25 protein-coding genes and 2 tRNA genes are annotated in these 22,104 nt (G+C 71.1%); 13 read left to right on the top strand and 14 right to left on the bottom strand.

Features of this window, described 5'->3' with window-relative positions; genetic code table 11:
- Positions 1–873 carry a tRNA glutamyl-Q(34) synthetase GluQRS gene (gene gluQRS / locus DX116_RS08410; protein ID WP_119703660.1) on the top strand — a complete coding sequence of 291 codons (873 nt, stop codon included), beginning with the start codon at positions 1–3 and terminating at the stop codon, positions 871–873.
- A gap of 3 nt (positions 874–876) precedes the next feature.
- Here gluQRS and DX116_RS08405 read toward each other — a convergent pair whose 3' ends face one another.
- The 3 genes from DX116_RS08405 to DX116_RS19755 all read right to left on the bottom strand — a co-directional run bounded on the left by DX116_RS08405 (position 877) and on the right by DX116_RS19755 (position 3,088).
- Positions 877–1,110: a hypothetical protein gene (locus DX116_RS08405; RefSeq protein WP_119703659.1), complete on the bottom strand. Its 234-nt coding sequence runs from the start codon at positions 1,108–1,110 to the stop codon at positions 877–879.
- A 68-nt stretch (positions 1,111–1,178) separates the two neighbouring features.
- The gene (locus DX116_RS08400; RefSeq protein WP_119703658.1) at positions 1,179–1,826 is read right to left on the bottom strand and encodes a response regulator; all 648 of its coding nucleotides are present in this window, start codon (positions 1,824–1,826) and stop codon (positions 1,179–1,181) included.
- The gene (locus DX116_RS19755; RefSeq protein WP_158591941.1) at positions 1,778–3,088 is read right to left on the bottom strand and encodes a sensor histidine kinase; all 1,311 of its coding nucleotides are present in this window, start codon (positions 3,086–3,088) and stop codon (positions 1,778–1,780) included. Before DX116_RS19755 ends, DX116_RS08400 begins: the two co-directional genes overlap by 49 nt.
- Positions 3,089–3,228: 140 nt before the next feature.
- On the opposite strand from DX116_RS19755, the gene DX116_RS08385 reads away from it, so the two are divergent.
- Together DX116_RS08385 and DX116_RS08380 are read left to right on the top strand one after the other, a co-directional pair.
- Positions 3,229–5,397 carry an MMPL family transporter gene (locus DX116_RS08385; protein WP_119703656.1) on the top strand — a complete coding sequence of 723 codons (2,169 nt, stop codon included), beginning with the start codon at positions 3,229–3,231 and terminating at the stop codon, positions 5,395–5,397.
- Positions 5,398–5,538: 141 nt separating this feature from the next.
- Positions 5,539–6,315, top strand: a complete 777-nt coding sequence (locus DX116_RS08380; RefSeq protein WP_119703655.1) for a sulfite exporter TauE/SafE family protein — start codon at positions 5,539–5,541, stop codon at positions 6,313–6,315.
- 109 nt (positions 6,316–6,424) lie between these two features.
- Here DX116_RS08380 and DX116_RS08375 read toward each other — a convergent pair whose 3' ends face one another.
- From DX116_RS08375 to DX116_RS08350, 6 genes are all read right to left on the bottom strand, one after another.
- Complete coding sequence (locus tag DX116_RS08375) at positions 6,425–7,336, bottom strand: ABC transporter substrate-binding protein (protein ID WP_119703654.1); 912 nt, start codon at positions 7,334–7,336, stop codon at positions 6,425–6,427.
- 21 nt (positions 7,337–7,357) lie between these two features.
- Positions 7,358–8,038, bottom strand: coding sequence for an ABC transporter permease (locus DX116_RS08370; protein ID WP_119703653.1), 681 nt, complete (start codon positions 8,036–8,038; stop codon positions 7,358–7,360).
- Positions 8,035–8,739 carry an ABC transporter permease gene (locus DX116_RS08365; RefSeq protein WP_119703652.1) on the bottom strand — a complete coding sequence of 235 codons (705 nt, stop codon included), beginning with the start codon at positions 8,737–8,739 and terminating at the stop codon, positions 8,035–8,037. The genes DX116_RS08370 and DX116_RS08365 overlap by 4 nt, the downstream gene beginning before the upstream one ends.
- On the bottom strand, positions 8,736–9,551 hold the full coding sequence (locus DX116_RS08360) for an ABC transporter ATP-binding protein (RefSeq protein ID WP_119703651.1): 816 nt from the start codon (positions 9,549–9,551) through the stop codon (positions 8,736–8,738). The genes DX116_RS08365 and DX116_RS08360 overlap by 4 nt, the downstream gene beginning before the upstream one ends.
- 135 nt (positions 9,552–9,686) lie before the next feature.
- Complete coding sequence (locus tag DX116_RS08355; protein WP_119703650.1) at positions 9,687–10,109, bottom strand: rhodanese-like domain-containing protein; 423 nt, start codon at positions 10,107–10,109, stop codon at positions 9,687–9,689.
- Positions 10,106–10,618 carry a cysteine dioxygenase gene (locus DX116_RS08350; RefSeq protein WP_119703649.1) on the bottom strand — a complete coding sequence of 171 codons (513 nt, stop codon included), beginning with the start codon at positions 10,616–10,618 and terminating at the stop codon, positions 10,106–10,108. The genes DX116_RS08355 and DX116_RS08350 overlap by 4 nt, the downstream gene beginning before the upstream one ends.
- A gap of 176 nt (positions 10,619–10,794) precedes the next feature.
- On the opposite strand from DX116_RS08350, the gene DX116_RS08345 reads away from it, so the two are divergent.
- The 5 genes from DX116_RS08345 (at position 10,795) to DX116_RS08325 (ending at position 14,856) form a co-directional block, all read left to right on the top strand.
- Positions 10,795–10,871 (top strand) — tRNA-Asp (locus DX116_RS08345).
- 71 nt (positions 10,872–10,942) lie between these two features.
- Positions 10,943–11,557, top strand: a complete 615-nt coding sequence (locus DX116_RS08340; RefSeq protein WP_119703648.1) for a malonic semialdehyde reductase — start codon at positions 10,943–10,945, stop codon at positions 11,555–11,557.
- A gap of 33 nt (positions 11,558–11,590) precedes the next feature.
- The gene (locus DX116_RS08335; RefSeq protein WP_119703647.1) at positions 11,591–12,928 is read left to right on the top strand and encodes a dipeptidase; all 1,338 of its coding nucleotides are present in this window, start codon (positions 11,591–11,593) and stop codon (positions 12,926–12,928) included.
- A 63-nt stretch (positions 12,929–12,991) separates the two neighbouring features.
- Positions 12,992–13,065 (top strand) — tRNA-Phe (locus DX116_RS08330).
- Between the two features lie 294 nt (positions 13,066–13,359).
- Positions 13,360–14,856 (top strand): serine/threonine protein kinase, encoded by a 1,497-nt coding sequence (locus DX116_RS08325; protein WP_158591940.1) that lies wholly within the window; start codon positions 13,360–13,362, stop codon positions 14,854–14,856.
- Here the strand turns inward: DX116_RS08325 and DX116_RS08320 are convergent.
- Positions 14,853–15,059, bottom strand: a complete 207-nt coding sequence (locus tag DX116_RS08320) for a DUF6458 family protein (RefSeq protein ID WP_119703645.1) — start codon at positions 15,057–15,059, stop codon at positions 14,853–14,855. The genes DX116_RS08325 and DX116_RS08320 overlap by 4 nt on opposite strands.
- A gap of 82 nt (positions 15,060–15,141) precedes the next feature.
- Here DX116_RS08320 and DX116_RS08315 point away from each other — a divergent pair, with 82 nt between their 5' ends.
- A complete protein-coding gene (locus DX116_RS08315) occupies positions 15,142–15,897 on the top strand; it encodes an SDR family oxidoreductase (RefSeq protein ID WP_119703644.1) in 756 nt (251 codons plus the stop codon).
- Here DX116_RS08315 and DX116_RS08310 read toward each other — a convergent pair.
- Positions 15,881–16,786, bottom strand: a complete 906-nt coding sequence (locus DX116_RS08310; RefSeq protein WP_119703643.1) for a sterol desaturase family protein — start codon at positions 16,784–16,786, stop codon at positions 15,881–15,883. The two genes, DX116_RS08315 and DX116_RS08310, sit on opposite strands and share 17 nt — an antisense overlap.
- Positions 16,787–16,866: 80 nt before the next feature.
- On the opposite strand from DX116_RS08310, the gene DX116_RS08305 reads away from it, so the two are divergent.
- Together DX116_RS08305 and DX116_RS08300 are read left to right on the top strand one after the other, a co-directional pair.
- Positions 16,867–17,478, top strand: a complete 612-nt coding sequence (locus DX116_RS08305; RefSeq protein WP_119703642.1) for a TetR/AcrR family transcriptional regulator — start codon at positions 16,867–16,869, stop codon at positions 17,476–17,478.
- Positions 17,475–18,497 carry a zinc-dependent alcohol dehydrogenase gene (locus DX116_RS08300; protein WP_119703641.1) on the top strand — a complete coding sequence of 341 codons (1,023 nt, stop codon included), beginning with the start codon at positions 17,475–17,477 and terminating at the stop codon, positions 18,495–18,497. Before DX116_RS08305 ends, DX116_RS08300 begins: the two co-directional genes overlap by 4 nt.
- On the opposite strand, the gene DX116_RS08295 is transcribed toward DX116_RS08300, so the two are convergent.
- Positions 18,485–19,444, bottom strand: coding sequence for a phosphotriesterase family protein (locus DX116_RS08295; RefSeq protein WP_119703640.1), 960 nt, complete (start codon positions 19,442–19,444; stop codon positions 18,485–18,487). The genes DX116_RS08300 and DX116_RS08295 overlap by 13 nt on opposite strands.
- A 154-nt stretch (positions 19,445–19,598) precedes the next feature.
- On the opposite strand from DX116_RS08295, the gene DX116_RS08290 reads away from it, so the two are divergent.
- Both DX116_RS08290 and DX116_RS08285 read left to right on the top strand, forming a co-directional pair.
- A complete protein-coding gene (locus DX116_RS08290) occupies positions 19,599–20,087 on the top strand; it encodes a MaoC family dehydratase (RefSeq protein WP_119703639.1) in 489 nt (162 codons plus the stop codon).
- Between the two features lies 1 nt (position 20,088).
- Complete coding sequence (locus tag DX116_RS08285; protein WP_119703638.1) at positions 20,089–21,090, top strand: NADP-dependent oxidoreductase; 1,002 nt, start codon at positions 20,089–20,091, stop codon at positions 21,088–21,090.
- A gap of 10 nt (positions 21,091–21,100) precedes the next feature.
- Here the strand turns inward: DX116_RS08285 and DX116_RS08280 are convergent, their stop codons facing one another.
- Entirely contained in the window at positions 21,101–21,766 is a 666-nt protein-coding gene (locus tag DX116_RS08280) for a TetR/AcrR family transcriptional regulator (protein ID WP_119703637.1), read from the bottom strand.
- A gap of 24 nt (positions 21,767–21,790) precedes the next feature.
- A complete protein-coding gene (locus DX116_RS08275) occupies positions 21,791–22,099 on the bottom strand; it encodes a putative quinol monooxygenase (protein ID WP_199715962.1) in 309 nt (102 codons plus the stop codon).
- Positions 22,100–22,104: the final 5 nt, after the last annotated feature.

The following is a 22,104-nucleotide window of genomic DNA, read 5'->3' as shown; positions in this document are numbered from 1 at the left end:
GTGAGCTCGGGCCGCTTCGCCCCGTCGCCGTCGGGCGACCTGCACGTGGGCAACCTCCGCACCGCCCTGCTGGCGTGGCTGTGCGCGCGCACCACCGGACGCGACGTCGTCCTGCGGATCGAGGACCTCGACCGCGTCCGCGAGGGCGCCGAGCAGCGACAGCTCGCCGATCTCGCCGCCCTGGGCCTCGACTGGGACGGTCCGGTCGTCCACCAGTCGCAGCGCGCCAGGTTCTACGACGCGGCGCTCGCCTCGCTGGCCGGTCGAGGCCTGGTGTTCGAGTGCTTCTGCACCCGCCGCGAGGTGCTGGAGGCACCGTCCGCGCCGCACGGCCCGCCAGGCTCCTACCCCGGCACGTGCCGCGACCTGACTGCGTCCGAGCGCGACGAGCGGCGGCGCGAACGTCCCGTGGCGCTGCGGCTGCGAGCAGCCGTGGCCGACTTCACCGTCGAGGACGTCCTGCACGGCACGGTCACCGGGGTGGTCGACGACGTCGTGCTGCGCCGCGGAGACGGGGCCGTGGCGTACAACCTCGCGGTGGTCGTCGACGACGCACAGCAGGGTGTCGACCAGGTCGTCCGCGGCGACGACCTGCTCAGCTCGGCACCGCGACAGGCCTATCTCGCGACGCTGCTGGGAGCCACCCCGCCGACGTACGTCCACGTGCCGCTCGCGCTCAACGTCGACGGGCGCCGTCTCGCCAAGCGCGACGGAGCCGTGACCCGGGCCGAGCTGGTCGACCGCGGCGTCGACGTGCTGGCGCTCATCGCCGACTCGCTCGGGCTCGAGGGTGCTACGCCCCACGACATGCTGCGGACGTTCGACGTCGCCGCGATCCCCCGCGAGCCCTGGATCGTCACGCCGCCCGCCTGAACGTCAGGTCTGCTGCGCGAGGTTGCCGAGCGAGCCCAGCACGACGAAGGCCAGCACGAGCGCTCCGAGCACGACCCTGACGGTGCCCTTGGCCCCGCCGGTGGCGCCCCGTCGGCGCAGGCCCGACACGAGCAGCCACGTGCCGAGGGCGATCATGCCCACCAGGGCGCTCACCCGGCCCAGGGCCTCGGCGACGCCGCCGCTCCCACCGGTGGTGTCGGTCATGAAGGTCCGCACGGCGATCTCCTCGAGTAGTAGTCGGCGATCAGGCTAGTGACCGCGGTCAAGCCAGGCCTGCTGCGGCTTCACGACTGCAGGTAGGCGATGACGGCCATGACACGCCGGTTGCTGCTGTCGTCGTCCGGGTCGAGGTCGAGCTTCATGAAGATGTTGCTGGTGTGCTTGCTGATGGCCTTCTCGGTCACGAACAGGGCCGCGGCGATCGCAGCGTTCGACCGTCCCTGCGCCATGAGGCCCAGCACCTCCCGCTCCCGCGAGGTCAGCCGCGAGACCGGTCCGTCGTCGGGGGCGCGGGCGATGAGCGCCGACACCACCTCGGGGTCGAGCACCGTCCCGCCGGCGGCCACGGTGCGCACCGCCTCGACGAAGGTCGCGACGTCGGCGACACGGTCCTTCAGCAGGTAGCCGATCGCGCCGTCGCCGCTGCCCAGCAGCTCGCGGGCGTACAGCTGCTCGACGTACTGCGACAGCACCAATACCGGCAGGCCCGGACGCCGCGTGCGTGCCGTGATCGCGGCGCGGAGCCCCTCGTCGGTGAACGTCGGCGGCATCCGCACGTCGACGACGGCGACGTCGGGCTCCAGCCGGGTCAGCGCCTCGGCGAGGGCCTCGGCATTCTCGACGGCGGCGACGACCTCGCAGCCGTACGCCTCGAGCAGGCGGGTCAGTCCGTCGCGGAGGAGGGCGAGGTCCTCGGCGATGACAACGCGCACGGGACCTCCAGGGTGATCGTCGTGGGTCCCCCGGCGGGGCTGACGACGTCCATCGTGCCGTCGAAGGCGGTCAGCCGGCGAGCCACCCCCGACAACCCCGTCCCGGACGGCGATGCGCCGCCGACTCCGTCGTCCTCGACGACGACCACGAGGGCGCGCCCGTCGTGGCTCACGTCGATCGAGACCCGGTCGGCCGCTGCGTGCTTGCCGACGTTGGCCAGCAGCTCGCTGACGGCGAAGTACACGGCCGACTCGACCGGCGCCGGTGCCCGTCCGGCCAGCACGATCGTGGTCGACACCGGCACCGCCATGTCGAGCGCCAACGCCTGGACCGCTCCCGCGAGTCCGCGATCGGCGAGCACCGGCGGGTGGATGCCGCGCACGACCGATCGCAGGTCGCCGAGGGCCGATGTCGTCACGTCCCGCGCCTCGGTGAGCAGACGGGCGGCGGCCTCCGGGTCGTTCTCGAGCAGCTCGGCCGCCAGCCCGAGGTTCATGCCCAGCGCGACGAGCCGCGCCTGCGCCCCGTCGTGCAGGTCGCGCTCGATGCGCCGCAGCTCGGCGGCCGAGTGGTCGATCGACTCGGCCCGCGACTGCGACACCTCGGCCACCCGCCGCTCGAGGGCCGCGCGGGACGGTGCCAGCATCGCGCGGTCGAGCTGCGCGATGCAGCGGACGAGGACGGGCTCGAGCCACCACCACAGCGCGAACACCACCGGCAGCAGCACCCAGTTGAGGTAGGCCTCCGGCTGGGTGTCGAGGTTGACGAAGCCGTAGTCGTTGGCGAGCGTCCCCTCGGGCACCAGCGCGTACACCCCCGGGAAGATCGCGTACCAGACCACGGCGAGCCCCAGGCCGACGCCGAGCCACGCCAGCGCCCATCCGAGCGTCACCGCCACGTACGTCCACGCGAGGTCGCGCCAGCGTGCTGGATCGGCGGCCCAGCCACGCAGGCGGGCCCACCACGATCCCCGTGCCGTGGGGGCGTACGGCGCATCGATCGTGACGCCCAGCAGGCGTCCGGCCAGGCGCCGGTGCAGGCCGGCCAGCTGCGCCGCCAGCGGCACCAGGACCAGGAGGAGCAGCAGACCGACACCAGTGACCGCGACGCCCAGGGACACCGTCAGGGTGCACAGCAGGACCAGGGCGAGCGGAGCCAGCAGGACGTACACGAGCGAGACGCCGGTGAGCGCGACGCGGCGGCGCATGCCGGCGACGAAGCGCTCGCTGCGCGGCACGGCGAGGGCAGTGGCGGCGGTCATGGCTCGAGCCTCCCAGATGCGCGGCGCGACCACAGGGGGCCTAGGCCCACCCCGGCCGCGGGTCCCAGCACCATCGTGCGTCACGCGCCGGATCACGAGGCTGGAGCCATCACCATCCACGCCTCGCAGAGGAGACCTCGATGTCTCGCAGAAACCCCACCGTCCGTGTCGCCCGTTGGAGCGCGATGCACCCCTGGCGCGCGATCGGCGCATGGTTCGCACTCGTCGCCATCGCCGTCGCGCTGTCGACACTCGTGCCCGGGCGCAGCCTCGCCGACGACAGCTTCCGCGTCGGCGAGTCGGGCCGTGCCGCCGCGATGCTCGACGACGCCGGGCTCGTCGCCAGCCCGGCCGAGTCCGTCCTCATCACGGCGCCGAAGGGGACGCTCGACCTCGACCGGGCCTCCGCCGTGGCCGCCCAGGTCAGCAAGGCCGCCAAGGACGTGAAGGGCGTCTCGGACGTCGGGCCGCCCGTCGTGTCGCCGAAGAAGGACGCCGTCCTCGTGCCGATCGAGATGACCGGTGACGCCGAGGAGGCCGCCGACCACGTCGGCGCGCTCATCCGCTCCACCGCGCGCGTGCAGCAGGACCACCCCGAGCTGGACGTCCAGCAGGCCGGTGAGGCATCGCTCGAGGACGGCATCAACGACAAGGTCGCCGGCGACCTGACGACGGCAGAGACGTCGAGCCTGCCGATCACGTTCCTGATCATGCTGGTCGCGTTCGGCGCCTTCGTCGCCGCCGGTATCCCCGTGCTGCTCGCGATCACCTCGGTCGTCACCGCGCTCGGGCTCTACGCCCCGCTGTCGTACCTGGCTCCCGACTCGGGATCGGTCGCCAACATCGTGCTGCTCATCGGCATGGCCGTCGGCGTCGACTACTCGCTGTTCTACCTCAAGCGCGAGCGCGAGGAACGTCGGCGAGGCCGCTCGACGATCGACGCGGTCGAGATCGCCGCGGCCACCGCAGGCCGGGCCGTCGTCGTGTCGGGCCTCGCCGTCACGGTGGCGATGTCGGGGCTGTTCCTGTCGGGCGAGCCCGTCTTCACCTCCATCGCCACCGGCGCGATCGTCGTCGTCCTCGTTGCGATCATCGGCTCGCTCACCGTGCTGCCCGCGATGCTCGTGGCATTCGGTCGCTTCGTCGACCGTCCCCGCATCCCCCTGCTCTGGCGGCTCAACCGGCGCATCGGCACCGGAGGCATCAGCACCCGCCTGGTCGGTCCGGTCGTCCGCAGGCCGTTGCTGTCCGCCGTGCTCGCCGTCGGTGCGCTGCTCGCGCTGGCCGTGCCCGCGCTGGGCATGTCGACCCACCAGTCGACCGTCGACTCGCTGCCGCAGGACATCCCCGCCGTGCAGGCCTTCCAGCGCGTCCAGCAGAGCTTCCCGTCCGAGCACCCGACGTTCGAGGTCGTGCTCACGACCACTCCGGCCGGCACGGACGCAGCCCGGTCGGCGCTGCGCGACATCGAGGCGGACGCCGTCTCGTCGGGCATCACCGAGGCCGGCGACCAGGACGTCCAGGTGTCGAAGGACGGGCAGACGCTGGCCCTCACGATGTCGGCCGCCCACCGCGAGGGCGACCCCCGCAACGACCGGGCCGTCGAGCGGCTGCGCGACACGACCGTCCCCGGGGCTGTCAGAGACCTGCCCGGCACCACCTCGGCGGTCGGTGGCGGCGTCGCCGAGACGTACGACTACGAGCACCAGACGTCGCGGCTGCCGCTCGTCATCGGTTTCGTGCTGCTGCTGACGGCCCTGATGATGGTGTGGACGTTCCGCAACCTGACGCTGGCGCTCATCACGACGGCGCTCAACCTGCTGTCGGTCGGCGCCGCGTTCGGCGTCCTGACCCTGGTGTTCCAACACTCGTGGGCCGACGGGCTGCTGGGCTACACCTCGTCGGGGTTCATCGTCGACTGGATCCCGCTGTTCTGCTTCGTGGTGCTGGTCGGGCTGTCGATGGACTACCACGTGTTCGTGCTGAGCCGGGTGCGCGAGGGCCTGCGGCGCGGGCTCCCGTACGAGACCGCGGTCGAGCACGGGGTCCGCGACACGGCGAGCGTCGTCACCAGCGCAGCGGCCGTGATGGTGTCGGTGTTCGCGGTGTTCGCGACGCTCGACCTGCTGGAGATGAAGCAGATGGGCGTCGGCCTGTCCGTCGCGATCCTGCTCGACGCCACCGTGGTGCGGCTCGTGCTGCTGCCGGCGCTGCTGCTGGGCTTCAAGGGACGGCTGCAGGGCCTGGCGGACGTCCGCAGCGCGGAGGACGACCACGCGCACGACCCCCGCGAGCTGCAGCCCGTCTGACGGGAGGATCGGGGTTCGTCCGCCCCGGTGCGGACGAACCCCGATCCCCCGATCCCCCGGGCCCCCGGGCCCGGCCGGCGCTAGGGCACCATGGCACCTGGCGCGGGGCCGTCCCGCGGTCTCGTCGCGAGTGGAGACACCATGATCGAGCTGGGTGCGATCTTCGCCGCAGGCATCTGGGCCGGCATGATCAACACCGTCGTCGGCTCCGGCACCCTCGTGACGTTCCCGGTCCTGCTGCTGTTCGGATACCCGCCGCTGACGGCCAACGTCTCGAACAACATCGGGCTGCTGGCCGGCAGCGCCTCGGGCGTCTACGGCTACCGCGCCGAGGCCCGCCAGCACCTCGGGCTCGTGCTCAGGCTGGTGCCGGCGTCCGCCGCCGGTGGGCTGGCCGGCGCGCTCCTGCTGTTCGTCCTGCCCGCCGAGGCGTTCGGGGCCATCGTGCCGGTGCTGATCGCGATCGGGCTGCTGATGGTCGTCGTGGGGCCGTCGCTGCAGCGCCGGGCGGCGGCGCGGCGCGACTCGGACGATGCCGGCACCGCACCCGCCACTCGACCCCGGGCATCGCTCGTGGCCCTGGTGTTCGTGCTCGGCGTCTACGGGGGCTACTTCGGTGCGGCCCAGGGGATCCTGCTCGTCGGGCTGTTCGGCGTGATGCTCACGATCGGCATGCAGGGCATCAACGCCCTCAAGAACGTCCTCGCGGGAGTCGTCAACGGTGTCGCCGCCATCGTCTTCGTGCTGGTGGCCCGCGACCACATCGACGGGAAGGTCGTCGGCCTCATCGCCGGCGGGAGCCTGATCGGCGGCTACCTGGGCGCCCGCATCGGCCGCCGGCTTCCGCCCAACGCGCTGCGCGCCGTCATCCTCGCGGTCGGCGTCGTCGCGCTCGTGCGCATTGTGTTCTTCGACTGACTGCGATCCACGGGGCCGCTCGAGACGCGCGACGCCCCTCGAGCTTGTCGAAAGGGCCTTTCGACAAGCTCAAGGGGCGAAGGCCAGGCTCGAGCGGCGAGCGCCGAGGCTAGATCAGGCCCTTGGACGTCAGCCACTCCTTGGCGAGGACGTCCGGGGCGGTCTTGTCGTCGCCCTGGTTCTTCGCGTTGAGGTCGAGCAGGTCCTCGGTGGTGAGCGCCGCCGAGATCTTGTCGAGGATGTCCTCGACCTTGTCGGACGCCTTCTTCTCGTTGATGATCGGGATGACGTTCTGGGCCGCGATCAGGTTCTCGGGGTCTTCCAGCGTCACCAGCTTGTTGGCCGTGATCGACGGGGTCGTCGAGTAGATGTCGGCCACGTTGATGTCGCCGTCGAGCAGCGACTTCAGCGTCTTGGGACCGCCGCCGTCGCTGATCGGGACGAAGTCGATGCCGGTGATGCCGTAGACCTTCTCGAGCCCGGGGATGCCGTAGTCGCGCTCCTTGAACTCGGGGTTGGCGCCCAGCTTGAGCCCCTTGACGTTCTTGAGATCGGCGATCGTCGTGAGCTTGTTCGCTGCGGCGAACTCGGCCGTCACGTTGAGCGAGTCCTTGTCCTCGGCCGGAGCGGCGTCCAGCACCTCGAGGTTCTTGGGCAGCGCGTCGTCCAGCGCCTCGTCGATCTGGTCGGCCGAGGTCGCCGTCGTGTTCTTGTCGAGGTACGACAGCAGGTTGCCGGAGTACTCGGGCAGCAGGTCGATCTCGCCCTTCTCGAGCGCAGGGATGTAGACCTCGCGGGCACCGATGTTGAGCTTCTTCTTGACCTTGACGCCGCCGGCCTCGAGACCTTGGGCGTAGATCTCGGCGATGATCTCGTTCTCGGGGAAGGCAGCCGAGCCGACCGTGATGGTGTCGGACGCGGAGGATGACGAGTCGTCCGAGGTGGGGTCGCCGCCGCAGGCAGCGAGGCTGACACTCAGGGCGACGGCCGCGAGGCCGCCGGTGAGCTTGGTGAGGGACATGGTTCTCCTAGGTGTGTGCGTTCAGGCGGTGGTGCGGACGGCGGCGGGACGGTTGCGAAGTGCCAACCGTTGGAGCAGGACGAACATTCCGTCGAGGGCGAGGGCGAGCACGATGACGACGACCGATCCGGCCACCACGCGCGGGTAGTCGCTGAGCGCGAGCCCGTCGATCAGGTAGCGGCCGAGGCCGCCGGGGCCGGGCACGTAGGCCGCGACCGTGGCCGTGGCGACCACCTGCAGGGTCGCCGAGCGGACGCCGCCGATGATCAGCGGCAGGGCGAGCGGTACTTCGACCTTGGTCAGGATCTGCCACTCGGTCATGCCGACCGCGCGGGCCGCGTCGATCGTCTGGCGGTCGACGGACTCGAGCCCTGCGTAGGCGCCCGCCAGCAGCGGCGGGATGGCCAGCAGGACGAGCGTGAAGATCGCGGCCTTGATGCCGATGCCGGTGAACAGCGAGGCGTACGTGAGCACGCCCAGCGTCGGCAGGGCTCTCAGCGCTCCGGAGCTGACGACCGCCAGCCCGCGGAGCCGGCCCGTGTGGCCGATCCACAGCCCGATCGGGATGGCGATCGCGGCGGCGATCAGCACCGTCAGCGACGTGTAGCCGAGGTGCTGGACGAGACGGTGGGGCACGCCGTCGTCGCCCGACCAGTGCGACGAGTCGGCGAACCAGTCGACGGTGTCGTTCACGACGCTCATACCCGACCACCCCGCAGGTGCTGCGCGAAGGACATGATCGGTGAGACCGGGCTGCGGGTGGTCGACCGCGATGACCTCGACCACGGCAGCAGGAGCCGTCCGGCCAGCACGATCAGGCCGTCGAAGACGAGGGCGAGCGCGACGATGCCGATGACACCGACCAGGATCTCCGCGTCGTTGTCGGTGCGGTAGCCCTCCGTGAACAGCGAGCCGAGGTTGTTCACACCCGTCAGCGCGCCGACGCTGACCAGGCTGACGGTGCTGACGGCCACGACGCGCAGCCCGGCGACGAGCACCGGTCCGGCCAGCGGCAGCTCGACCTGGAAGGCGCGGCCCGCCGGCGCGAAACCTGCCGCCGTGGCCGCATCGAGCACACCGGGCGACACCGACCCGAAGGCGTCGCTGGCCGAGCGGGCCATGATCGCAACGGCGTACATCGTCAGGGCGACGACCACGTTCAGCGGGTCGAGGAATCCCGTGCCGATGATGCTCGGCAGGATGAGGAACAACGCCAGCGACGGCACGGTGTAGAGCACGCCCGCCATGGTCAGCAGCACGCCGCGCACGCGGGGGTGCCGGTTGGCGTACCAGCCGATCGGCACCGCGATGACGAAGCCCAGCACGATCGGCACGACGCTGAGCCACACGTGGCTGAGCAGCAGGTCGACGACCTTGTCGGTGTTGTTCTCGAACCACCTCATGACGACTCGAGCACCCCGGTGGCCTTGCCGGTGCCGTCGACGACGACGCGCACGCCGTCGCGCTCCTCGACGTGCAACGTGCGGCTGCCCTTGTCGATGCCGACGAAGCTGCGCACGAAGTCGTCCGCCGGGGCGGCCAGGATGTCGGCGGGAGAGCCGACCTGCGCCACCTCGCCCCCCTTCTTGAGGATGACGACCTGGTCGCCGAGCAGGAAGGCCTCGTCGATGTCGTGGGTGACGAACACGATGGTCTTGTCGAGGTCGCGCTGCAGCCGCAGCAGCTCGGTCTGCAGCTCCTCGCGCACGATGGGGTCGACGGCGCCGAACGGCTCGTCCATCAGCAGGATGTTGGGGTCGGACACCAGGCCGCGCGCCACGCCGACCCGCTGCTGCTGGCCGCCCGAGAGCTGGCTGGGGTACTTCGTGGCCAGCGAGGTGTCGAGGCCCACGGTCTCGAGCACGGCGTACGAGCGGTCGCGCGCCTCCTTCTTGCCGACACCGTTGAGGCGCAGCACGGTCGCGACGTTGTCGATGACCTTGCGGTGCGGCAGCAGTCCGGCGTTCTGCATGACGTAGCCGATGCTGCGCCGCAGCTCGACCCGGTTGCGCGTCGCGATGTCGACGTCGTCGATCAGCACCTGGCCCCGGGACGGGTCGACCATGCGGTTGACCATGCGCAGCAGCGTGGTCTTGCCACATCCGGACGAGCCGACGAACACCGTCGTGGTGCGTGACGGCAGCACCAGGCTGAAGTCGCCGACGGCCTCCGTCCCGTCGGCGAAGGTCTTGCCGATGGAGCGGTACTCGATCATGCGGTCCTCCGCGCTCGACGCCAGCGCGTCGGGACAGTAGGTAGGCAAGGAAGGGTCGTGCGGGTGATGCGGGTGCACCAGTCTTGCGCGGTCACCGGCTCGCGGCAATCGGAAGCACGGTCCGTGTCGCTGGGGTCACGTCGCGCCGCCCACCCGGTGCTCGACCGGGGTGGGGCCGTCGACGACGGGCAGTCCCTCGGCGCGCCACGCGTGGATGCCGCCCACGACGTCGCTGGCGGGCAGCCCGAGCGAGACGAGCGCGGCTGCGGCGAGCGACGAGGTGTAGCCCTCGGTGCACACCACGATCCACTCCTGGCCCTCGGCCGCCCAGGGCAGGCTCGCGCCCGAGCGCGGGTGCAGGCGCCACTCGAGGTGGTTGCGCTCGACCACCACCGAGCCGGGGATCTCGCCGTCCAGCTCGCGCTGCCACGCCGGACGGATGTCGACGATGAGCGCACCCCTGGCGACCCGCGCGAAGGCCTCGCGCGGCGAGATGCGGTCGAGGCCCCCGCGCGCCGCGTCGAGCAGCTCGTCGACGGACGCGAACGTGGCCGTCACGACGCGGCCCGCAGGTCGGGGGCGGGCGCCTCGGGGTCGTCGGTCCACACCGAGGCCAGCCGGACGAGCTGGTGTCCGTCGACGTCGTAGTAGTTCATCTGCGACAGGGGCGGCGAGTAGGCGTGGACGCTGACGGCCGTCTCGGCGTGCACGTTGCGCACGTCGTGCACGTAGTGCTCGCCGAACAGCACCGAGTCGCCCTCGGCGCGGGCGGTCTCGGTCAGCGACTCGGCACCGGGGGCCCACACGGCCTCCGACAACGTCCCGCTGACGACCGTGAACGCGCCGGACGACCCGCCGTGGTCGTGCAGCTGCGTGCCCTGCTCCTGCGTCCAGCTGATGAGCCACACGTCGACCTCGTCGTCGCATCGCAGCCGCACGTGCCACCGGTTCTCGGCGTCGGCGTGCACCTCGTGCAGACCCGCGCGGACGTCGTCGGCGACGTCCCGGGTGAGTGCGGCGAGATCGGCCAACGACAGGGGTGCGACGGTGGTGGGGCGAGCGGTCATGACCCCATGCAAGCCGAGATCGCAGGCGTTCCGGCTGCTGTTCACCAGTCGGACACGCGCCGCGAGCTCGCCGGGATGCGGTAGGGCGGCGGCTTCGTCCGGACGGTCGGGAGACCCGTTTTGGTGACCGCCGGACGCATGCGATAGAGTCACGTTCGCGGTTCGCCGCACAGCATGGCCCCGTGGCGCAGTTGGTTAGCGCGCCGCCCTGTCACGGCGGAGGTCGCCGGTTCGAGTCCGGTCGGGGTCGCCATGTGAGAGAGCCCACGTCCCTCTTCGGAGGGGCGTGGGATTTTTCTTGCCTCCGAAATGATTGAATGTTCTATGACTTCTTCACTGACGACCGACCCGTTCGTGCTCGACGACGCCGCCCTCGACGTGCTCTTCCGCGAGGCCCGCTCGCTCAACACCTTCAGCGACGAGCCCGTCTCCGCCGCCCAGGTCCGCGAGGTGTTCGACCTGGTCAAGCTGGGCCCCACGATGATGAACATCCAGCCGATGCGCCTGCTGCTGGTCGAGCAGGGCGAGGGCCGCGACCGGCTCGTGCCCCACATGGCCGACGGCAACAAGGCGAAGGCCGAGTCGGCACCCTTGGTGGCCGTCATCGCGTCCGACGTCGACTTCCACACGTCGATGGACCAGCACTTCCCGCACAAGCCGGGCATCGGCGACATGTTCGCCGGCGACGAGGCCAAGCGTGCCGACATCGCGCGCTACAACACGGCCCTGCAGACGGGCTACTTCATCATCGGCCTGCGCGCGGCCGGCCTGCACGCCGGGCCCGTCGGCGGATTCGACGCAGCCGGCATCGACGAGGAGTTCTTCGCCGGCACCTCGTGGCGCACGCAGCTCGTCGTCAACATCGGCCACCCGGGCGAGAACGCGTGGTTCGACCGCCTGCCGCGCATCTCGGCCGACGACGCCGTCCGCACCGTCTGACGCCCGTCCGGGGCAGGTGACAGGCTGGGGGTCATGACCGACCTCACCGCGCGCGTCCACGACGTGCTCCTCTCCGTCCTGGACGATCTCGAGTCGCTCGTCCGCATCCCGTCCATCTGGGCCCAGCCCGAGCACCACGCCGACGTGCATCGCAGCGCCGCCGAGGTGCAGCGGCTGCTGACCGAGGCGGGGTTCGCCGACGCCCGCATCGTCGAGGCCGGCGGGGCGCCCGCCGTCATCGCGCACCATCCCGCGCCGGCCGGCGCCCCGACCGTGCTGCTGTACGCGCACCACGACGTCCAGCCCACGGGCGACCCGGCCCTGTGGACGTCACCGCCGTTCGAGCCGACCCGCCGGGGCGACCGGCTCTACGCCCGAGGCGCCGCCGACGACAAGGCCGGGCTGGCGGCTCACCTCGCGGCGTTCCGCGCCCACGGCGGCAACCCGCCGGTCGGCGTGACGGTGTTCGTCGAGGGCGAGGAGGAGTCGGGCTCGCCCAGCCTGGTGGCCCTGCTCGAGCAGCACCGCGACGAGCTGACCGCCGACGCCATCGTGATCGCCGACTCGGCCAACTGGGCCATCGGCGTGCCGGCCCTGACCGTCTCGCTGCGCGGCATGGTCGACTGCGTGGTGACGGTCGAGACGCTGGGCCACGCCGTGCACTCCGGCATCTGGGGCGGCGTCGTGCCCGATGCACTGACCACGCTGAGCCGCCTGCTCGCGACACTGCACGACGACGAGGGATCGGTCGCGATCGAGGGCCTGCACCACGGGGTCGCCGCCGATCTCGAGTACCCCGTGGACCGTTTCCGCGAGGAGTCGTCCGTCCTTCCCGGCGTCGAGCAGATCGGGCGCGGCTCGATCGTCCAGCGACTGTGGGCCGAGCCCGCCGTCAGCGTGCTGGGCATCGACGCCACCCCCGTCGCGACCGCCTCCAACACGCTGTCGCCCCGCGCCCGCGCCAAGATCGGCATGCGCGTCGCGCCGGGCGGAGACGCCGCGACCCACCTCGACGCCCTCGTCGCACACCTCGAGAAGCACGCACCGTTCGGAGCCCGGGTGACGGTCGAGCGCGGCGATCTCGGCGAGCCGTTCACCGTCGATGCCGACGGTCCTGCGTACGACGCGGCCCGCTCGGCGTTCCGCGACGCCTGGGACGGCACCGAGCCGGTCGACATGGGCATGGGCGGATCGATCCCGTTCATCGCCGAGTTCGCCCGCCTGTTCCCCCACGCGGCCGTGCTGGTGACGGGCGTCGAAGACCCCGACACGCGCGCCCACGGCATCGACGAAGGCCTGCACCTGGGCGAGTTCGCCCGCGTCTGCGTCGCCGAGGCCCTGCTGCTCCAGCGCCTGGCCGACCCGACCTGAGCAGCACTGTCGCAGGCGTCCGGCGCCGTGCGATATGGTGATCGTCGCTCGTTCGCGAGCGGTGGCCAGGTAGCTCAGTTGGTACGAGCATCCGCCTGAAAAGCGGAGGGTCGCCGGTTCGACCCCGGCCCTGGCCACAGCACGAGAAAGGCCCCCGCGCTCTTTGCGGGGGCCTTTCTCGTGCTGTGGCCAGGGTCAGCGGTCGGACCCAGGCTGCCTGGGCAGATTCGACCCCGGCCCTGGGACCGGGCGGTGGCTGGGTCGCCCGTCAGCACGTCCGATGGGCGACCGACACACCGCCAGGTGAGGGAGAGGCGAGCATGCCTCCATGCTGCCCAGCAGCCGTCCGTCTCCTGGGGCCGCGACCGCGGACGCCCCGACCACGAGGCCCTGACCTGCACCGTTCAGCTGCTGCGCCTAGCATCGGTCGGATGGTGACACTGCTGAACGGACGCTACGAGCTCGGCGACGCGATCGGCTCCGGGGGCATGGGCCGCGTGGTCCGCGCCACGGACACCCGCCTGGGCCGACCGGTCGCGATCAAGATCCTGCGCGTGGGTGGCGGCGAGGACGATGCCACGTCGCGCGCCCGCTTCAAGGCCGAGGCGACGCTGGCCGGTTCGCTGCACCATCCCGGCATCGCGCAGGTCTACGACGTGGGTGAGGACGAGTCGTCGCCCGAGCGCGAGCCGTTCATCGTCATGCAGCTCATCGAGGGCACGCCGCTCAGCCGCCTGCTGGCCGAGCGGGGCGCGATCCGCCCCGACGGCGTCGCCAAGATCGTCACGCAGGTCGCCGACGCGCTCGAGACCGCGCACCTGGCCGGCATCGTGCATCGCGACCTCAAGCCGTCCAACATCGTCGTGACGCCGGACGGTCGCGCCGTGCTGGTCGACTTCGGCATCGCGTGGTCGGCCGGCAGCGAACCGCTGACGGCGGCCGGCTCGATCATCGGCACCGCCGAGTACTGCAGCCCCGAGCAGGCCGCGGGCCGTCCGGCGACGGGCCGCTCCGACCTCTACTCGCTCGGCATCGTGGCCTACCACTGCCTGACCGGGGTCTCTCCGTTCCGGCGCGACACCGCTGTGGCCACCGCGATGGCACAGCTGCGCGAGGACCTTCCGCCGCTGCCCGACTCGGTGCCCCCCGCGTTGCGCACGCTCATCGCCTCGCTGACGCAGAAGGACCCCGACGACCGCCCGTCCAGCGCCGCCGTCGTGGCCTCGCTCGCGAGCAACGAGACGTCGCCGTCGACCGAGATCATCACGCCCGCCACGAGCGCCATGCCCATGACCGCGCCGGTGCCGCCTCCTGCGGCCCCCACGAGCGTCCAGCCGGCAGCGGCCGCCGCTCCTCCCCCGCCGCCCCCGGTGCTGCCGCCCCCGTCGTCGAGCGACGAGGACGAGCGACGCTCGTCGCGATGGCCCTGGATCATCGTGATCGCCGTGCTGGTGCTGCTGGTGGGCCTGCTCGCCGCCCAGGCGCTGAACAAGGACGACGAGCCTGCCGACCCCTCGTCGACGACGCAGACGAGCGATGCCCCCACCGACGACGAGACCCCGACGTCGGAGCCCACCCCGACGCCGTCGGAGACCGAGCCCTCAGAGGATGACAGCGACTCGGACGAGGTGACGGTCGATCGCGACGCCCTGCTGGGCCGGTCCTACGACGACGCTGCAGACAAGCTCGACGAGCTCGACCTGAAGGCGCGGCGCGTCGACCAGGTCTCGTCGCAGCCCGAGGGGACCGTCATCGGGGTGTCGCCCTCCGGCACCGTCGGCCGGGGCAGCACGATCACGCTGACCGTCGCCCGAGAGGCGCCCGAGACCAGCGCGCCGACGTCCGAGGAGCCCCCCGGGCCCGGCGACAAGCCGTCCGGCGGCCCGGGCAACGGCCCGAAGGACGACAAGACCCCCAACAAGCCCTAGCCGCGCGGCGGCACGTCGTTCTGACGCTTGAGGGCGGCGTTGCGCTGCCCCTGGGCGACGAACGACAGCACGATGCCGATGACGCCGGCCGCCATGAGGATGTAGCCGACCGTCACGAGGTCGACCTCGTTGATGTTGTCACGGACAGCGAACGACAGGATCGCGCCGATGGCGATGAGTGCGATGGATCCACCGAAGTACATGACAGAACCCCTTTCGAAGGTGTGCCCCGAAGGTAGTGGGCCGAGCAGGCACCCGCATGTTCTACGCATCTACGCTGGAGCCATGGACCTCGGCCTCGCAGATCGCACGTACATCGTCACCGGCGGCACCGGAGGCCTCGGCCTGGCCACGGCTCAGCAGCTGGTCGCCGACGGCGCGAACGTCGTCATCTCGTCGCGCAGCCAGGAGTCGGTCGACCGCGTCACGTCCGAGCTCGGCACCCGGGCCGTCGGCGTCGCGGTCGACAACGCCGACGCGACCGCTCCCGCCCAGCTGATCGCCGCGGCGCAGGAGGCCTTCGGCGGCGTCGACGGCGTGCTGATCAGCGTCGGCGGGCCCCCGGCGGGGGCGATCCTCGACCGCACCGAGGACGAGTGGCGCACCTCGTTCGAGTCGGTCTTCCTCGGAGCGATCCGGCTCGCGACCGAGGTCGCCGAGGTGCTCGACGACGGCGGCTCGATCGCCTTCGTGCTGTCGACGTCGGTCAAGGCGCCCATCGCGGGCCTCGGCATCTCCAACGCCCTGCGTCCCGGGCTCGCCATGGCGGCCAAGAACCTCGCGGACGAGCTCGGGCCCCGCGGCATCCGGGTCAACGCCCTGCTGCCGGGACGCATCTCGACCGACCGCGTCCGCTCGCTCGATGCCGCCACCGGCGACGCCGACCTGGCCCGGGCGGCCAACGAGCGCACGATCCCGCTCGGACGCTACGGCGAGCCGGCCGAGTTCGGTCGCGCCGCAGCCTTCGTGCTCTCGCCGGCGGCGAGCTTCGTGTCCGGCGTCATGCTGCCGGTCGACGGCGGCCTCACCCGCGCGCTCTGACCGCCGCCGGCTCACGCGGCTGCTCGGCCTCGGCGCGGTGCTCGCCCGGCTTCCAGCCCGGCGGCATCACGACGTAGCCGACCTTGTCGCGCCAGCGCCGGGCCGAGCGGACGTCACGCGCCAGCGCCACGAACGGGCCGTACTGCAGCTTCAGCACGTTGTACGTGCCGACGGGCACCGTGAGCCCGTACGTCGGCCGGTGCAGCTCGCGCTGGAAGGTGCCGAACATCCGGTCCCACACGATGAAGATGCCGGCGTAGTTCTTGTCGAGGTACTCGGGGTCGCTGCCGTGGTGGACGCGGTGGTGCGAGGGCGTGTTGAAGACCAGCTCGATCGGACGCCACATCGTCCCGATGCGCTCGGTGTGCTGGAAGAACTGGAAGACCAGGTTGAAGCCGAACGCGACGTAGAGCATCCACGGCTCGAAGCCGAGCAGTGGGAACGGCGCCCAGAAGATCGCCTCGGCCCAGGGGTTCCACTTCTGGCGCAGGGCCGTCGAGAAGTTGAAGTACTCGCTGGAGTGGTGCGCCTGGTGCGCGGCCCACCCGATGCGCACGCGGTGGACGAAGCGGTGCTGCAGGTAGAAGGCGAGGTCGAGCCCGACGACGAGCAGCGCCCACGACCACCAGGTGTCGGTCGGCAGGTGCCAGGGGGCGAGATAGACGCTCATCGCCACGAACACCACGAGCGTCGCGACCTTGAAGACCGCGCTCGACGCGATCGAGCCGATCCCCATGAGCAGGCTGGTGCGCGCATCCTTCGTCTCGTAGCCTCGCAGGTCGCCGTCCGACTCCAACCACTTGAAGGCGGCGAGCTCGATCAGCAGGGTCAGCACGAAGAACGGCGCCGCCGCGAGGGTGGGGTTCTTCAGCGGGTCGAGCAGCTCCATGACGCCTCCAGCGATGGTCCGAGTTATATGACTCTTGGGTAAGTTACCATCGGATCACATCACGTGACTAGACTTCCGGCATGGCCCGACCCAATGCCGGCACCAAGGGCGTCCCCCGCCTCGACCGGGAGACGCAGATCCTCGACATCGCGTCGGAGCACTTCGGCACCCACGGCTTCGCGGCCACGTCGGTGGCCGCCGTCGCCGCCGGCGCCGGCATCTCCAAGCCGCTGGTCTACAGCTACTTCGGCTCCAAGGAGGGTCTGTACGAGGCGTGCCTCGAGCGCGGAGGCGCCCTGCTCGCCGACGAGATGGAGCGCATCGCGGCGGGTGAAGCGGTCGGCATCGAGCGCGGCATGCAGACGCTCGCCGCGCTCTTCTCGCTGCTCGAGGAGCGGCGCTACCTGTGGCGGCTCTTCTTCGACACGACCGCCCCGACCGACGGCCCCGCCCGCGACTCGATCGCCCGGCACGCCGACCGCATCGGCCGGCTCGCCGACGAGGGCGTCACCGAGCTGATGGCCCTCGCCGGCAACACCGACGCCCTCGACGTCTCGGCCATGACGTCGGTGTGGCTGGGCATCGTCGACTCGCTCATGAACTGGTGGGTCGAGCACCCCGACCAGACCGCCGACCAGATGATGCAGCGGTGCCTGCGCCTGCTGGCCGCCCTGTTCGGCGACACCCCGTGAGGGCCTTCGTGCTCACCGGCCCGGGTCGCTGGACGGTCGCGGACGTCGAGCCACCCCGCGCCGAGCCCGGTCACGTCGTGGTCGACATCGCCCGGGTCGGCGTGTGCGGCACCGACAGCGAGCTGTTCTCCGGCGAGATGGAGTACCTGCGCGAGGGCCTGGCGTCCTACCCCCTGCGTCCCGGCCACGAGTGGTGCGGGACCGTCAGCGTCGTCGGTGAGGGCGTCGACCCCTCCTGGGTGGGACGCCGGACGACCGGCGACACCATGATCGGCTGCGGCCGCTGTCATCGCTGCCGGAACAGCCGGCAGCACGTGTGCGAGCACCGGCACGAGATCGGCCTGCGCCGCGGGTTCGACGGCGCCCTGGCCGAGCAGATGGCCGTGCCGGCGTCGGCGCTGCTCGCCCTGCCCGACTCCGTGGACGACACGGCGGGCGCGATGGTCGAGCCAGGTGGCAACGCCCTGCGGGCCGTCCTGGCGGCCGAACTGTCGCCCGGTGAGCGGCTGCTCGTCATCGGGCCCGGCACGATCGGGCTGCTCGCGACGCTGTTCGCCCTGGCCCGGGGGTGCGAGGTCCACGTGCTCGGCACGACGTCCGCCTCGCTCGAGGTCGCCAGCAGCCACGGCGCCCACGGGGCGTGGACCGCCGACGACCTGCCCGACCTGCGGTGGGACGCCGTCATCGACGCCTCCACCGGTGCGGGCTCACCCGCGCTGGCCGCCGAGCTGGTCGACGCCGGACGCCGCATCGTCCTGATCGGGCTGTCCGACACCGCCAGCCGCCTCGACACCCGCGCCCTGGTGATGAAGGACGTCCAGGCCGTCGGCGTCCTCAGCGCGTCACCCGGCCTGGCCGGCACGATCGAGCTGTACGCCTCGGGCGCGGTCGACCCCCGCGGGCTGGTGGCTGCGACGCTGACGCTCGACGACGTCGGCGACGTGCTGGGCGGGACCAGGCCGGCCGGCCCAGGCCCCGGACCCAAGATCCACGTCGACCCCGCGCGTCACTCGAAGTGACGGCGCGGGTTGCCCACCAGGATCGTGTCGATGTCACCCTCGGTCAGCCCGCCCTTCAGCAGGGCGGGGATGACGTCCTCGCTGATGTGGCGGAAGTGCCAGTTGGGCGCGGCCTGGTGCTTGGCCTCGGGGCTGAAGTAGTCGATGTAGCAGTTGGCGTCGTGCGCCAGCGTGATGCTCTCGACGTAGCCGCGACGCACCAGCTCGATGATCGTGCCGACGCGCTCCTCCAGCGGGTTGAACAGGTCGAGGCCGAACCGGTCCATGCCGAGCATCGAGCCCGCGTCGGCGACCTTGCACAGGTAGTCGATGTCGTTGGTGTCGCCCGAGTGGCCGATGATCACCTTCGACAGGTCGACGCCCTCCTCCTTGAGCACCTTCTGGGCCACGAGGCCCGACTCGGTCGCCGGGTTGGTGTGCACCGTGATGGGGGTGCCGGTCTGGACGTGCGCCTGACCGACGGCTCGCATGACGCGCTCGACGCCAGGCGTCAGGCCCTGGTGCTCGATCGCGCACTTCAGCAGTCCCGCCTTGACGCCGGTGTCGGCGATGCCCTCGGTGATGTCCTTGACGAACATCGCGGTGAGCGGCTCGGGGATGTCGACCAGCAGGCCGGGTCCTTGGTGCTCGAACTGGTGCGGCACCTCGTCGTACGTGTAGAGGCCCGTGCCGACCACGATGTTGACGTCGACCCGCGCGGCGATCTTCTGGATGCGCGGGATGTAGCGCCCGAGCCCGAGGACCGTGGGGTCCATGATCGAGTCGATCCCGACCTCCTTGAGATCGGTGAGCTTCTGCACCGCGTCGTCGATGCGCTCCTGCTCGTCCCACTCCGTCAGGTAGTTCTCCTTGTACTCGGTGTTGAGCACGAAGACGTGCTCGTGCACCAGCGTGCGGCCGAGCTCGCTCGAGTCGATCGGGCCGGTGACGGTCTGGACGGAGGCCATCGGGACCACCCTTCTGTTCGGTGTTGATATTGAGGTCGGATTCAAGTTCGGGATCAGTGTGGCTCAGGTCACAACTCGGGTCAAGAGAGCAATCACTTGAACTCGGGTTCAGGTTCAAGTAACGTCCGAGCATCGAACCCCGACCGGAGGACCCATGCCCGACACCACCGCCCCGATCCGTCCGACCTCCATCCAGGACCTCAAGCACCTCGTCGGCACGACGCTCGGGCCGACCGAGTGGCACGACATCACCCAGGAGCGCATCGACGCCTTCGCCGAGCTGACCGGCGACCACCAGTGGATCCACGTCGACCCCGAGCGCGCGGCCACCAGCGTGTTCGGCTCGACGATCGCGCACGGCCTCTACAGCCTCTCGATCGGCCCGCGGTTCATGGAGGACCTCATGGCCTTCGACGGATTCGCCCACAGCCTCAACTACGGCTACGAGAAGGTGCGCTTCCCCTCGCCCAACCCGGTCGGGTCGCGCATCCGCATGCACGCCGAGATCGTCTCGGTCGACGACGTCGGCGGTGGCTCGGCCCGCATCGTCACCAAGCAGACCTTCGAGCGCGAGGGCTCCGACAAGCCGATCTGCGTGGCCCAGTCGGTCGGCCAGTTCACCGAGCACCCCGCGCAGGCCTGACATGACGATCGCGCGACGGGTCCACCTGGCGGCCCGACCGTTCGGCCTGCCCGACACCTCGACCTGGGAGGTCCGCGACACCGAGCTGGCCGAGCCCGGCGACGGCGAGGTGCTGGTCCGGGTCACGCACCTGTCGCTCGACCCCGCGATGCGCGGCTGGCTCAACGACGTCCGGTCGTACGTGCCCCCCGTCGGCATCGGCGAGGTCATGCGCGCCTTCGGGGCCGCCGTCGTGGTCGAGTCGCGCGATCCTGCCTTCTCCCCCGGTGACGCCGTCGCCGGCATCCTCGGCGTCACCGACCACGCCGTCGTGCGGGGCGACCAGCTCACGCCCATCGACCTCGACGTCGCTCCGGCGACCACCTGGCTCGGCGCGCTCGGGATGCCCGGCATGACCGCCTGGTTCGGCCTGTTCGACGTGGCGAAGGCCCAGCCCGGCGACACCGTCGTCGTCTCCGGCGCCGCCGGTGCGGTCGGCAGCGTCGTCGGACAGCTCGCCAAGGCCCACGGCTGCCGCGTGATCGGCATCGCGGGCGGCGCCGAGAAGTGCGCCTGGCTGACCGACGAGCTCGGCTTCGACGCGGCGATCGACTACCGCGAGGGTCCCGTCCACCGGGCCCTGCGCGCCGTGGCGCCCGACGGGGTCGACGTCTACTTCGACAACGTGGGCGGCGAGATGCTCGACTCCGTCCTGCGCACGCTCCGGCTCCGCGCGCGCATCGCGATCTGCGGTGCCATCTCGACGTACAACGCGACCGAGCCGCCTCCAGGCCCGGCGCACTACATGTCGCTGCTCGTCAACCGGGCGTCGATGGCCGGCTTCCTGGTCTTCGACTTCGAGGACCGCTACCCCGAGGCCGTCGCGGACATCTCCGCGCGGATCGCCGACGGATCGCTCGTCGCGCGAGAGCACGTGGTCGACGGCGGCGTCGACGCGTTCGCCGACGCCCTGCTGATGCTGTTCTCGGGAGCGAACACCGGCAAGCTGGTGCTGGCGGTGTAGGGCTGGACGCTCAGGCGTCGTCGCGGTAGCGCAGGCCCAGGGCGTTGGCCCACAGCCGGGTGCTGGTCTCGACGAGGTCGTCGACCGACCACTGCATGCCCAGCGCGAAGCTCGAGTACGCGAGCCGCCCGACCATGCCCGACAGGGCACGCGAGGTCATGATCGGGTCGAGGGCGGCATCGACCAGGCCGTCGTCCTGCATGCGCGAGATGGCCTTGGCGTTGCGGCGCGCGAAGGCCTCGCCACGCTCGAGACGGCGCTGCCGGAAGTCGGCGTCGATCGTGGCCACCTGCTCCTGCAGCATCATGAGCTTGGCGTTGCGGGCGTAGGCCTCGAAGTAGCCGCGGTTGCTGGCCTCGATGACCGAGACGGGGTCGTCCGACGCCTCGACGTGCGGCACGCCGGGATGGAGCATCTCGTCCTTGGCCGCCTCCATGACGGCCAGGAAGATCTCTTCCTTGCTCACGAAGTAGGTGTAGAACGTGCCCGTGGAGCAGCTGGCCTCGGCCGTGATGTCCGTCAGGCGGGAGGCGAGGAATCCGTCACGCTCGAACACCGTGCGGGCGGCCGCGACCAGCGCTGCCCGGGTGCGCACGCCTCGTGCGGTGGTGGGTGCGCCCTTGGGCGACGGGGCGTCGGTCACCGCCACGTCGGGTCCTCGGTCGCCATCGGTCATCCATTCTTTCTACTGAAGTCGGTTTCAGGTTGCAAACCGAACGGCGGGCTCGAGCACCCTCACGACGGGCGCCGCCGCCAGCTCGCCGGCCAGCTGCGCCGACATCGCGCGGAAGTGGTCGGCCTCCCCGTGGGCCCGCAACGCATCCTTCGTGGCCCACTGCTCGACCATCACGAGGGTGTCGTCGTCGCGTCGGACACGGTAGAGGTCGTAGCGCAGGCACCCCTCCTCCGCACGGATGGTCTCGAGGTGCTGAGTCACGATCTCGACGACCGCGTCGGCACGTCCGGGCCTCACCTCAATCGTCGCGACGACGTCGAGCGGCGCGCTCACCGGCC

It is taken from the genome of Aeromicrobium endophyticum (genome assembly GCF_003586285.1).
Lineage (GTDB): Bacteria > Actinomycetota > Actinomycetes > Propionibacteriales > Nocardioidaceae > Aeromicrobium > Aeromicrobium endophyticum.
Note: the sequence above shows the minus strand (reverse complement) of the source record. Positions and strands in the feature narration are given on the sequence as shown.

What these genes read in the sequence shown, in the direction of transcription:
- DX116_RS19755 (WP_158591941.1), bottom strand. Translation starts at nt 3,088, where the DNA reads ATGACCGCCGCCACTGCCCTCGCCGTGCCGCGCAGCGAGCGCTTCGTC.
- DX116_RS08385 (WP_119703656.1), top strand. Translation starts at nt 3,229, where the DNA reads ATGTCTCGCAGAAACCCCACCGTCCGTGTCGCCCGTTGGAGCGCGATG.
- DX116_RS08380 (WP_119703655.1), top strand. Translation starts at nt 5,539, where the DNA reads ATGATCGAGCTGGGTGCGATCTTCGCCGCAGGCATCTGGGCCGGCATG.
- DX116_RS08375 (WP_119703654.1), bottom strand. Translation starts at nt 7,336, where the DNA reads ATGTCCCTCACCAAGCTCACCGGCGGCCTCGCGGCCGTCGCCCTGAGT.
- DX116_RS08370 (WP_119703653.1), bottom strand. Translation starts at nt 8,038, where the DNA reads ATGAGCGTCGTGAACGACACCGTCGACTGGTTCGCCGACTCGTCGCAC.
- DX116_RS08365 (WP_119703652.1), bottom strand. Translation starts at nt 8,739, where the DNA reads ATGAGGTGGTTCGAGAACAACACCGACAAGGTCGTCGACCTGCTGCTC.
- DX116_RS08360 (WP_119703651.1), bottom strand. Translation starts at nt 9,551, where the DNA reads ATGATCGAGTACCGCTCCATCGGCAAGACCTTCGCCGACGGGACGGAG.
- DX116_RS08350 (WP_119703649.1), bottom strand. Translation starts at nt 10,618, where the DNA reads ATGACCGCTCGCCCCACCACCGTCGCACCCCTGTCGTTGGCCGATCTC.
- DX116_RS08340 (WP_119703648.1), top strand. Translation starts at nt 10,943, where the DNA reads ATGACTTCTTCACTGACGACCGACCCGTTCGTGCTCGACGACGCCGCC.
- DX116_RS08335 (WP_119703647.1), top strand. Translation starts at nt 11,591, where the DNA reads ATGACCGACCTCACCGCGCGCGTCCACGACGTGCTCCTCTCCGTCCTG.
- DX116_RS08325 (WP_158591940.1), top strand. Translation starts at nt 13,360, where the DNA reads ATGGTGACACTGCTGAACGGACGCTACGAGCTCGGCGACGCGATCGGC.
- DX116_RS08320 (WP_119703645.1), bottom strand. Translation starts at nt 15,059, where the DNA reads ATGTACTTCGGTGGATCCATCGCACTCATCGCCATCGGCGCGATCCTG.
- DX116_RS08315 (WP_119703644.1), top strand. Translation starts at nt 15,142, where the DNA reads ATGGACCTCGGCCTCGCAGATCGCACGTACATCGTCACCGGCGGCACC.
- DX116_RS08310 (WP_119703643.1), bottom strand. Translation starts at nt 16,786, where the DNA reads ATGGAGCTGCTCGACCCGCTGAAGAACCCCACCCTCGCGGCGGCGCCG.
- DX116_RS08305 (WP_119703642.1), top strand. Translation starts at nt 16,867, where the DNA reads ATGGCCCGACCCAATGCCGGCACCAAGGGCGTCCCCCGCCTCGACCGG.
- DX116_RS08295 (WP_119703640.1), bottom strand. Translation starts at nt 19,444, where the DNA reads ATGGCCTCCGTCCAGACCGTCACCGGCCCGATCGACTCGAGCGAGCTC.
- DX116_RS08290 (WP_119703639.1), top strand. Translation starts at nt 19,599, where the DNA reads ATGCCCGACACCACCGCCCCGATCCGTCCGACCTCCATCCAGGACCTC.
- DX116_RS08285 (WP_119703638.1), top strand. Translation starts at nt 20,089, where the DNA reads ATGACGATCGCGCGACGGGTCCACCTGGCGGCCCGACCGTTCGGCCTG.
- DX116_RS08280 (WP_119703637.1), bottom strand. Translation starts at nt 21,766, where the DNA reads ATGACCGATGGCGACCGAGGACCCGACGTGGCGGTGACCGACGCCCCG.